An 11,235-nucleotide genomic window follows, 5' to 3' on the forward strand; every position below is an offset into this window, starting at 1 on the left:
ATGCACTCGTCCTATTTTGTAACCGATCCTAAAGGAACGATAGTGATTTAGTGCGGTAAGATGCTTGAAGATAATGGATATGAGATTAAAATTCTAAATCCCATAAACTTCAAAAGTCTATGAAGTACAATCCATTCGCATGTATCCGTTCTGAGAAAGATATTTTAAAACTCGTTCAGACAATCATCTCAAACACGAAGGGCGAGGGAGAAAAAGCAGGTGATAACTTTTGGGTGAAAGCTGAGAAGCTCTACTATACGGCACTTATCGGATATATCTGGTATGAGGCTCCAAGAGAAGAAAAGAACTTTGCAACACTACTTGATATGATAGACGCTTCAGAGGTAAGAGAAGATGATGAAACCTACATGAATCCGATTGATAGACTCTTTGAAGCATTGGAGAAGAAAGAACCGACACACTTTGCGGTGAAGCAATATAAAAAGTACAAATTGGCTGCTGGAGTAATAGAATTAAGGAGAACACTTAATCACTGTTTTAGTGAAACATGTACTACTTAATTCTTTTTTATTTAAGAAATTAAGAGGAAGGAAGAAAAAGAACGAGCAAGAAAAGATCGACTTCATCAAAACTACTTGAAACGTAAAGCAAACGGCAAGCAAAAAGAATATGAGGACAGATATAAGGCAAGGAGAGAAAAGAAAAAACAGGATAAGTTAAAGGTTTTGAAAAGAACAGGGATACCAGTAAGCGAGTATAAAAATATGGAAACAAAGTTAACTTGACAAATATTGAATTTTGATTTATTATTAAATATAAATTCAGTATTAGTACAGAAAGAGGTGTGCTATGGCACAAGTATTAAAAGAAGAAGTTAGAAATAGAATACTCGAAGCAGCAGAAAAAGTATTTTATAAAAAGGATTATAGAGGTGCCAAATTAACAGAAATTGCAAAAGAAGCAGATATTCCTGTGGCATTAATTTATACCTATTTCAAAAATAAGGCAGTTTTGTTTGATGCAGTAGTAAGTTCTGTTTATATAAACTTCGAGTCAGCTTTTAATGAGGAAGAATCTTTGGAAAAAGGTTCTGCTTCTGAAAGGTTTGATGAAGTTGGAGAAAATTATATTCATGAACTTTTAAAAGATCGTAAGAAGTTAATTATTTTAATGGATAAAAGCTCAGGTACAAAGCATACAGAAGCAAAACAAAAACTCATATCGCAAATGCAGGTTCATATTGAAGTAAGTTTAAAAAGACAATCGAAACAGGAATATGATCCAATGCTTGCCCATATTTTAGCCAGTAACTTTACAGAGGGACTTCTTGAAATAGCAAGGCATTATCAAAGTGAAAAGTGGGCAAAAGATATGCTAAAACTTATTGCAAAGTGTTATTACAAGGGAGTGGAATCATTGTAAGTTGATTTGATATTTAAATGCGATAAATTTAAATTTTTGGAGGAGATATTTTGAAGATATATAAAGATAAAGAAGAACTGAAATCTGAGATAAATAAAAGTTTTGAAAAGTATATTTCTGAATTTGATATTATTCCTGAATCTCTCAAAGATAAGAGAGTCCCTGAAGTTGACAGAACACCAGCAGAAAATCTTGCTTATCAACTCGGATGGACAACATTAGTTTTGAAATGGGAAAAAGATGAGAAAAACGGTTTTGAAGTAAAGACACCGTCGGATATGTTTAAATGGAATCAACTTGGAGAATTATATCAGTGGTTTACCGATACTTATGCTCATTTATCGATAGAAGAATTAAAGAAACGATTGAAAGAAAATATTATATCTATCTATACAATGATTGATACACTAAGTGAAGAAGAATTATTTCAACCGCATATGAGAAAATGGGCTGATGAAGCTACTAAAACAGCGACATGGGAAGTTTATAAGTTTATTCATGTTAATACGGTTGCCCCTTTTGGAACGTTTAGAACTAAGATTAGAAAATGGAAAAAGATTGTGCTATAATTTTTGATTTACTGATACAGTAATTTAAAAAAATATAGTGATCGGATAAAATAGACTTTGCGTAATCAGCAAAGTCTTACTTTAAACCTTAATACTGAATTAAAATTCAATATTATTCAATTTTGAAAGGAGAGTTGTTCATGCTGGAAAAAGAATTAAGAAAAAAAGTGATTGGGAAAAACGGCTTATCCAATTCACTTCTTGCTTTAAAAATAGTATTTGATTTGATACCACAAATCTTACTCGTATATTTGATTAGTTCTTTAATCACAAACAATATTAGCGAAGATAATTTGAAATATATTTTCTTAGGAATCTTTACTTCATTTGTATTAAAAGGAGTGTTTTATTATTTTGCAACAAAGGTTGCCCATGAGAAAGCATACGAAAAATTAACAGAACTTAGGTTAGATATTATAGGTCATCTGAAAAAACTGAGTTTGGGATTTTTTAAAGAACATAATACTGGGGAGCTTACCAACATTGTTCAACATGATGTAGAACAAGTGGAAGTATATCTTGCTCATGGTCTTCCTGAAATAATGTCAGTTACACTTCTGCCTACCATTATTTTTGTAGCTATGATTTTTGTGGACCTACGTCTTGCTCTTGGAATGATTGCCGGAGTTCCACTCATGTATTTGGTAAAAGTTCTTTCACAGAAAACAATGGATAAGAACTTTGCTATTTACTTTAACCATGAAAACAAGATGAGAGAAGAGCTAATGGAATATGTAAAAAATATTTCTGTGATTAAGGCTTTTGCTAAAGAAGAGGAAATTAGTGAAAGAACATTAAAAACGGCAAGAGAATATATTTACTGGGTTAAAAAGAGCATGGGGATGGTTACAATTCCAATGGGACTTATTGACATATTTATGGAAATTGGAGTAGTTATTGTCATGATTTTGGGAAGTATATTTCTTTACTATGGAAATATTACAACACCTAATTTTATACTTGCCATTATTTTATCGTCTGCTTTTACTGCATCTATAAGTAAGACGGCTACATTGCAACATTTTTCTATTGTGTTTAAGGAAGCGTTAAAGGCGATAGGGAAAGTATTAACAGTTCCACTTCCAAACAAAAAGACAGAACAAGGTTTAGAATTTGGAAACATAGAATTTAAAGATGTGAATTTTGCATATGGAAAAGATAGCTTTGAGCTTAAAAATATCAATTTGAATTTTAAGAAAAATAGTTTGAACGCCTTTGTAGGAGCAAGCGGTTGTGGAAAGAGTACGGTATCTAATTTGCTTATGGGATTTTGGGATGCAGATGAAGGACAAATACTGATAAATGGAAAAGATATAAAAGAATATAGTCAAGAAAATATCTCAATGCTGATTGGTAGTGTGCAACAAGAAGTTATCCTTTTTGATTTAAGTATTTTTGAAAATATAGCAATTGGAAAACTAAATGCAACAAAAGAAGAAGTCATAGAAGCTGCTAAAAAAGCAAGATGCCATGATTTTATTTCAGCATTACCAAATGGATATGAAACACGAGTAGGTGAAATGGGAGTTAAGTTATCCGGTGGAGAAAAACAAAGAATATCAATTGCGAGAATGATACTTAAAAATGCACCGATTTTAATATTAGATGAGGCAATGGCAGCTGTTGATAGTGAAAATGAAAGACTAATCGGTGAAGCGATTGATGATTTAAGTAAGGATAAAACTATCATTACAATTGCTCATCATCTAAATACGATTAGAGATTCAGACCAGATTATAGTTATGGATAAGGGCGTTGTTCTTGATGCAGGAAGCCATGAAGAACTGATGAAAAGATGTGATTTTTATAAGGATATGGTTGAAGCACAGAACAAGGTAGATAGATGGAATTTGAAAGAGGTGGTAACAGAAAATGTTTAGAGAAATGTTAAAACTACTAACAAAAACCGGCAAGAGAGATTTGATTATATCAAGTGTATTCTTTGCCCTTTATGGACTCAGCTCCATAGCCATGATTGTTATCGTATTTTCTATACTGTTCCAAATCTTTGACGGAACGAGCTTAGCAAGCCTATATAAATATTTTATTGCGATTGGATTACTTGTAGTATTCAAAGGCATTTGTAATATGGTTGCAGATATGAAAAAGCATAGTGCAGGTTTTGATATTGTTCAGCAAATCAGAGAACGCATGATTATTAAATTGAAAAAATTCAGTTTGGGATTTTATACCAATGAAAGACTGGGAGAGATCAATACAATTTTACACAAAGATGTTGATAATATGTCTCTTGTTGTAGGACACATGTGGTCGAGAATGTTTGGCGATTTTTTGATAGGTGCAGTCGTATTTATCGGTCTTGCAAGTATTGATTTCAAACTTGCTATTCTAATGGCTGTATCTGTTCCGATTGCACTTGTCTTTCTATATCTGACAATTAAGCAATCTGAAAGAATAGAGAATCAGAATAATTCAGCACTTCTTGATATGGTTAGCTTATTTGTTGAATATGTTAGAGGAATACCTGTACTAAAGAGTTTTTCAAACAATAAAAGCTTGGATAATGAGCTTATGAACAAGACAAAAAAGTTTGGAGAAACAAGCAAAGTAGCTTCAAGATTCAAGGCAAAACAGCTATCTATATTTGGGTTTTTACTGGATATTGGATATTTAGTTCTTTTAATTGCAGGAGCAATACTTGTTATAAAGGGAAGTCTTGATGTACTTAATTTTATTATCTTTGCAGTAATTTCAAAAGAGTTTTATAAGCCGTTCGCTTCTATGGAACAACACTATATGAACTATGTTTCGGCGGTAGATAGTTACGAAAGACTTTCAAGAATTTTATATGCAGATGTAATCCCGGATAAAGTGAATGGAATTGTTCCGATGGATAATGATATAGCTTTTGAAAACATAGATTTTTCCTATGAAAAAGATGAATTTAAAATGGAAAAATTGAGCTTTTCTATTGCTGAAAAAACTATGACAGCCTTAGTTGGAGAATCAGGTAGTGGAAAGACTACTATAACCAACTTGCTTTTAAGATTTTATGATGTGCATAAAGGAAAAATTACCCTCGGAGGAACTGATATAAGGGATATTCCTTATGATGAGCTTTTAGATCGTATTAGTATTGTCATGCAAAATGTTCAGTTGTTTGATAATACCATTGAAGAAAACATCAAGGTAGGTAAAAAAGGAGCAACGAAAGAAGAAATCATTGAAGCTGCAAAGAAAGCGAGGATACATGATTTCATTATGAGTTTACCAAAAGGTTATGAAACTGATATTGGAGAAAATGGTGGGATTTTATCAGGTGGACAGAGACAAAGAATATCTATTGCAAGAGCTTTTCTAAAGGATGCACCTATTTTAATTCTTGATGAAATGACAAGTAATGTTGATCCTGTAAATGAATCTTTGATACAAGATGCTATTACAGAACTTGCAAAGAATAGAACTGTACTTGTAGTGGCTCATCATTTAAAAACCATTCAAAAAGCTGACCAAATTCTCGTATTTCAAAAAGGAAATTTACTTGAAAAAGGAAAGCATGGGGAACTTCTTGAGAAAGATGGTTACTACACAAAATTATGGAAAGCTCAGTACGAGGTATAATCATGATTTTGTTAAAAAATGTTTCTTATGAATGGGAAGATGGGCGAACTGCTTTAAAAAATATAAATCTTGAAATTAAAAAAGGTGAATTTGTTTTAATTTCAGGGAAAAGTGGAAGTGGTAAAAGCACTCTTGGAAGTGTAATGAATGGTCTTATACCACATTATTACAAAGGCAAAATGAAAGGAGAAGCCTTTGTGTCCGGAAAAGATATAAGCAAATTATTACTTCATGAAATAGGGCATATTGTAGGGACTGTATTTCAAGATCCAAGAAGTCAGTTTTTTACAACAACTACAGATGAAGAAATAGCTTTTGGGCTTCAAACGATCTGCAAATCAAGATATGAAATCAAACAGAGAGTAGAAGAAGTATATGCAGAACTGGATATTGAGGAACTGAAAGGAAAATCTGTTTTTGAATTATCAAGCGGACAGAAACAAAAGATAGCTATTGCAAGCATCTATGCGATGAATCCGAAAGTTTTAATTTTGGATGAACCTTCAGCAAATTTGGATATGAAAGCAACATTTGACCTGTTTTTAATTTTGGAGAAATTAAAGAAAAAAGGAACAACAGTTGTTCTAATTGAGCATCGTTTGTACTATGTAAAATCTTTATTTGACCGTTTTCTTTTGGTGAAAGATGGAGAGATTGCACAGGACTTGAGTCGGGAAGAAGTTATCCGTCTTGAAGGGGAGTTTTGGGATGAAAATGGGCTAAGAACTCTTGAATTAGAAGAATACAGGATAAGTGAGAAGAAAGATTCATATCAATTAAATGATGAAAGTATCAGCGGAAAAGGCTTGAGATTTTGCTATCCGAATGTAGCTAAGGATGGAAAGAAACAAAACAAGTACATCTTAAATCATCTTGATTTCAATATGGAGTGTGGAAAAGCCATTGGTCTTATAGGCTTAAATGGTACCGGGAAAACCACCTTTGCAAGAGTGATTTCAGGACTTGAGAAGATAAAAGAGGGAACAATATGGGCTGGAAAAGATAAGTCGCTTAATCATAAAGATTTAATGGATATGTCATATTTTGTCTTTCAAGATTCAGACTATCAGTTGTTTTCGGAAAGTGTACTTGATGAAATGCTACTTGGTATTTCAAGTAAAGATAAAAAAGAAAATACTCAAAAGGCAAAGTCTATTTTGAGTGTACTTGGCTTAGACAAATACATTGATAAGCATCCGTTTGCTTTATCAAGAGGAGAAAAACAAAGACTGACAATAGCTTGTGGAATGATGAAACAGGCAAAAGTTTTTATCTATGATGAACCAACATCAGGTTGTGATAAAGACTCAATGCTTTCGGTGGCAAAATTGATTGAAGAACAATTAAAAAATGGGACAACAGTCTTGGTAATAAGTCATGATTTTGAGTTTTTAGCAAACACAGTAAGCGATCTGTGGGTAATGGGAGATGGAAAAATAGAAACTGTTTTAGATATGAGTGAAAGTAACAAATTTCTCATATTAGACAAGATGAGAGGAGGTAGAGAACTTGATAGATAGAAAAACAGTCGATCCGAGAATAAAACTTATTCTACTTCCAATTGCCTCCTTTACCAGCTTTTTTATAAGCGATACAATCCTACTTTTCGGACTGATTGTCTTTGCCTTTTTTCTGTATGTATACAGTAGTATGTGGAAAAGAGCATTACGCTTTATTTTGTTTTTTGTGCTTTTATACTGCATAGAGTTAGGGCTTGGAAAGTTTCGTGAAGCAAGTATCGTATTTGCAATATATATGTTTATTTACTTTGCATCAAGGATGACCTTAATTGCTATGTTTGGTGGATATATAACAAAGACTACAAGTGTAAGTGAAATGCTTGAAGCATTAAATAGAATGAAAGTACCAAGAAGCATTGGTATACCTTTTAGTGTTTTGCTTAGGTTTGTACCAACTATAAGAATAGAACTCAAGGCATTAAAAGAGAATATGAAGATTCGAGGAATCGTAACAAGTAGATTTTTCCCGTTGCTACATCCATTTAAATATATTGAATATACGCTTGTTCCACTTTTAATGAGGATGATTAAGATTTCAGATGAACTGTCAGCTTCAGCACTCATTAGAGGACTTGATAGTGATGAGAACAGGGTTACATTGACAAAATTGAGGTTTAGATGGGCGGATTTGTTGATTGGACTATTAGGAGCTTTGATGATTGCTCTTGTGATAGTAATACAGAAAATTTATTAGGAGGACTTTTATGAAAAACAAATTAAATGGTCGTGATTTTATTACAATCGGAATCTTTAATGCAATTGGAATTGTCATATACATGGTGGTTGCATTTGCTATGGCAACAACAGTGATTGGAGGATTTATTGCTTCAGGAGTTAGCTTTATGGTAGCTGCTACCGTTTATATACTTATGGCTTTGAAAGTTAAAAAGAAGGGCGTATTTACAATATCAGGAACGCTTCTTGGTTTAATTGCATTGTCAGGAGGACATTTGCCTCATGCAGTCTTTGCTGTAATCGGTGGAATTATATGTGATTTGATTATAGGAAATTATGAGAGCAAGGGACGAATGATTATTGGATATGGGACATTTGCATTAGCAGATTTTTTAGGAACAGTAATTCCTGTGATTTTATTCGGGACAGCTTCTTTTGTGGAAAGAGCATCAAAATGGAAAATGAGCGAAGCACAAATAAATGAAGCATTATCTTATTTCAAAGTTTCGTGGGCAGTAGGATTTGGCTTGATAACTTTTGTTCTTGCTTGCATAGGAGCATTCGTTGCAACAAGAATACTTAAAAAACATTTTGAAAAAGCCGGAGTGATTTAAATAAATCTTTTAATATAATATTATTTGGAGCAGGTGAAAAAACACTTGCTCTTTTTTGCGTATTTTGAGTACTATAATTATAGTAGCTAGATTAAGATGAGTGTTTTAGGTATAATTTTATTTATTAAAGTTTAGATGAAGAAAATATGGTAGATATACAAATTTGGCTTGTAAGGTAGCTCAAACCTTTTAACGATACCCTTGTCCTATCGTTAAAAAGTATACTTGACAAGTTTCCTAAAACAGACATCTTGAGTTTCATTCATACAGACGAATCATTGCATGTCGAGACGGTAGCGTTGCTGTCAAATATGCACAATTAAATATGGAGAAAAGGCTTGAAATAAGATGATGGTGTAGCAAATGCAGTATTTGAATCCTATAAATCTAATAAAATCATTACTTCTTTTTGTTTGGTTTCAATTATATAATAATGTGCAGAAAGAAGATATATATATGAATACTGACTCGATGAATATTATTAAACAAAATAATGGGATCATTACAGTTTGAAAAATATAAAGTCATAATATTGATTCATGGTATCTCACGGATATGATTCGTAAAGGACAACTTGAGAGAGTATCGCGTGGAATATATTTTGATCTAACTTATAATGATTTTGATGAACTATATTTTTTACAAAAACAGTTTAAAAAGAAAGTCAGCGTGTATCAGATAAAGAAGGATTCTTGAGTATCAAATGGGTATAATGCATGTAGAAACAATGATGGGAAATACTGTTAATGTTTATGATATAGAACATATAATTTGCGATATTATTCGTGATAGGAAAAATCAAGATCCAAAAAAATTTTCAAGAGTATGGAATTTATATTTAGACAATCAAAATAAAAATATATGGAAGCTTAGGAGATATGCTGTAATTTCGGGTATATCTAATCCGATAGAGGATATATTGGAGATTATTTATAATAAGTAAAGATAGTATTGTTAACAAACTTAGAATTATAGCAAGTGAGTTGAGTGTATGTTTTAATGATGTATTGAGTCAGTTAATTTACTACATATAGTAGTATCTCCAAACATGCAAGCACATATATCTTTGTTTTGAAAGATATACTAAATCTTGATATAATGACAACAATAGGAGGTGGATAGCGTATGTTTTATATATCAGTCATATTACTGGCTGCTCTGATTGCAGTTCAGATAGTGAAGAAGTCAGGGATTCCTTCTTTGATGTTGTTCTTGTCTTTGGGTATTGTAAGCAGTCTAATTGGTTTTAACTTTAACGATTACCAATTTGCGGAAAACTTCTCGAAGATTGCATTATTAATTATCATCTTCTATGGTGGCTTTGGCACAAACTGGAAAGCTGGAAGAACTGTCGTAATTGAATCATTAATTCTATCAACATTAGGAGTAATATTTACGTCATTACTGACAGGAATATTGATACATTTTATTCTACGCTTTGGCTGGATAGAGAGCTTCTTAATTGGTTCAATTATTGGCTCTACGGACTACGCATCTGTATCTAATATTCTTTCTTCAAAGAATCTAAATTTAAAATACAATACTGCATCTCTTTTAGAACTTGAAAGCGGATCAAACGACCCGATGGCATTTACACTAACTTGTATTTTCTTAGCATTAATCAAAGGTGAACAGATTTCTATCGGTACAATATTATTCTTTCAGATATTCTGGGGTATTCTCATTGGTGTAATCGTTGCTTATATTATTCGCAAATTTATGGAATATACAGACCTTCAAAAGACTGGATTTATTACAGTTTTTATCATTGCAGTTGTACTATTATCCTTCTCGATTAGTGAACTGTTGAATGGTAATGGATATCTAACAGTATATATTCTTGGATTGATATTAGGAAATCAAGTTTTTATCGCAAAGAAAGAGGTGATATTCTTCTTTGATGGTGTGTCTAACATTATGAATATCCTGTTGTTCTTTATTTTGGGATTACTTGCGACACCTGCACATATCTTGACGAACTTATTCTTTGCGATTGTCATTGCAATTGTACTCATCTTTATTGTTAGAACAATCGTAGTGTTTGGACTTATGTTACCATTTGATTTGAAGCGCAATCAAAAGTGGTTAGTATCTTGGGGAGGGCTTCGTGGAGCAGCTGCGATTGCCTTTGCAATTATGGTAGTGAATCAGTATAAAACAAGTACTGTGGATATCTTCCATATTGTCTTTGGTGTCTGCTTACTATCATCACTCATACAAGGCTCCTCTATGAAGTGGGTAACAGAAAAGTTACATATGATTGATCCTCGTAATGAAGTATTAAGAACATTTAATTACTATGTTGGAAAAGGAAATATTACATTTGTAAAATCAGTGGTAGATGAGAGTGGTATTCTCGCACATCGTCAGATAAAAGATATTTCTTTAGATAAGCACCTAATTATTGCAAAGGTAATTCGTGATGATAAGCCATTAGTTCCTAATGGAAGTCTTGTTCTAAAACCAAACGATGTTATTATTTGGAGCGGTGAAGAGTATTTTGATCCAAACGGACAAGATCTCATAGAATTTACAGTGACAGAACATCATGCATGGAATCATAAGTATATCAGTGACTTGAAGCTTCCGAAAAATAAGTTGATTATTTCAATTAATCGAAACGATGAAATTATACCAGCAACAGGTAGTACGCTGATCCAAACGGAAGATCGTATATTACTGTTTAAAGGGAAGAATATAAAATAGAAAATGACTCGTGTCTATCTTCAAAGAGGAGATGCACGAGTCATTTATTATATGTGCTAGATATTGTATATCCTAGGTGTTCAAAACACAAAAAAGATTAACTAATATGAAAATGTACATTTGTAAATGATGTGAGACCAAAAATTATAAAAAAACATAACCTGTATGTTAGAATTAAAGGAGAAT

At 32.4% G+C, this 11,235-nt stretch carries 9 protein-coding genes and 2 pseudogenes; all 11 read left to right on the top strand.

The annotated features are described in order from the left end of the window. Positions 1-464 (top strand): annotated as a pseudogene (locus tag IBJ83_RS07985) (type IV secretory system conjugative DNA transfer family protein); the annotation flags it as partial. A gap of 93 nt (positions 465-557) precedes the next feature. Beyond that, positions 558-746, top strand: a pseudogene (locus tag IBJ83_RS08465) (DUF4368 domain-containing protein); the annotation flags it as partial. A 64-nt stretch (positions 747-810) separates the two neighbouring features. Next, positions 811-1,383, top strand: a complete 573-nt coding sequence (locus tag IBJ83_RS07990; RefSeq protein ID WP_000079884.1) for a TetR/AcrR family transcriptional regulator — start codon at positions 811-813, stop codon at positions 1,381-1,383. A gap of 50 nt (positions 1,384-1,433) precedes the next feature. Beyond that, entirely contained in the window at positions 1,434-1,952 is a 519-nt protein-coding gene (locus IBJ83_RS07995; RefSeq protein WP_000708365.1) for a ClbS/DfsB family four-helix bundle protein, read from the top strand. Positions 1,953-2,092: 140 nt separating this feature from the next. Further along, a complete protein-coding gene (locus IBJ83_RS08000) occupies positions 2,093-3,832 on the top strand; it encodes an ABC transporter ATP-binding protein (RefSeq protein WP_201276039.1) in 1,740 nt (579 codons plus the stop codon). Beyond that, positions 3,825-5,534: an ABC transporter ATP-binding protein gene (locus IBJ83_RS08005; protein ID WP_201276040.1), complete on the top strand. Its 1,710-nt coding sequence runs from the start codon at positions 3,825-3,827 to the stop codon at positions 5,532-5,534. Before IBJ83_RS08000 ends, IBJ83_RS08005 begins: the two co-directional genes overlap by 8 nt. 2 nt (positions 5,535-5,536) lie before the next feature. Continuing rightward, a complete protein-coding gene (locus IBJ83_RS08010) occupies positions 5,537-7,054 on the top strand; it encodes an ABC transporter ATP-binding protein (protein ID WP_201276041.1) in 1,518 nt (505 codons plus the stop codon). Further along, on the top strand, positions 7,044-7,748 hold the full coding sequence (locus tag IBJ83_RS08015) for an energy-coupling factor transporter transmembrane component T (RefSeq protein ID WP_000567178.1): 705 nt from the start codon (positions 7,044-7,046) through the stop codon (positions 7,746-7,748). Before IBJ83_RS08010 ends, IBJ83_RS08015 begins: the two co-directional genes overlap by 11 nt. Positions 7,749-7,758: 10 nt before the next feature. Further along, positions 7,759-8,343 carry an MptD family putative ECF transporter S component gene (locus IBJ83_RS08020; RefSeq protein ID WP_201276042.1) on the top strand — a complete coding sequence of 195 codons (585 nt, stop codon included), beginning with the start codon at positions 7,759-7,761 and terminating at the stop codon, positions 8,341-8,343. A 703-nt stretch (positions 8,344-9,046) separates the two neighbouring features. Further along, positions 9,047-9,286, top strand: coding sequence for a hypothetical protein (locus IBJ83_RS08025; RefSeq protein WP_201276043.1), 240 nt, complete (start codon positions 9,047-9,049; stop codon positions 9,284-9,286). Positions 9,287-9,468: 182 nt separating this feature from the next. Next, positions 9,469-11,049: a potassium/proton antiporter gene (locus IBJ83_RS08030; RefSeq protein WP_201276044.1), complete on the top strand. Its 1,581-nt coding sequence runs from the start codon at positions 9,469-9,471 to the stop codon at positions 11,047-11,049. Positions 11,050-11,235: the final 186 nt, after the last annotated feature.

It is taken from the genome of Parvimonas parva, from assembly GCF_016552165.1.
Classification (GTDB): domain Bacteria; phylum Bacillota; class Clostridia; order Tissierellales; family Peptoniphilaceae; genus Parvimonas; species Parvimonas parva.

Excerpts from the sequence above, each read along its gene's own strand:
- IBJ83_RS07990 (WP_000079884.1), top strand. The coding sequence starts at position 811 with ATGGCACAAGTATTAAAAGAAGAAGTTAGAAATAGAATACTCGAAGCA.
- IBJ83_RS08000 (WP_201276039.1), top strand. The coding sequence starts at position 2,093 with ATGCTGGAAAAAGAATTAAGAAAAAAAGTGATTGGGAAAAACGGCTTA.
- IBJ83_RS08005 (WP_201276040.1), top strand. The coding sequence starts at position 3,825 with ATGTTTAGAGAAATGTTAAAACTACTAACAAAAACCGGCAAGAGAGAT.
- IBJ83_RS08010 (WP_201276041.1), top strand. The coding sequence starts at position 5,537 with ATGATTTTGTTAAAAAATGTTTCTTATGAATGGGAAGATGGGCGAACT.
- IBJ83_RS08020 (WP_201276042.1), top strand. The coding sequence starts at position 7,759 with ATGAAAAACAAATTAAATGGTCGTGATTTTATTACAATCGGAATCTTT.
- IBJ83_RS08025 (WP_201276043.1), top strand. The coding sequence starts at position 9,047 with ATGGGTATAATGCATGTAGAAACAATGATGGGAAATACTGTTAATGTT.
- IBJ83_RS08030 (WP_201276044.1), top strand. The coding sequence starts at position 9,469 with ATGTTTTATATATCAGTCATATTACTGGCTGCTCTGATTGCAGTTCAG.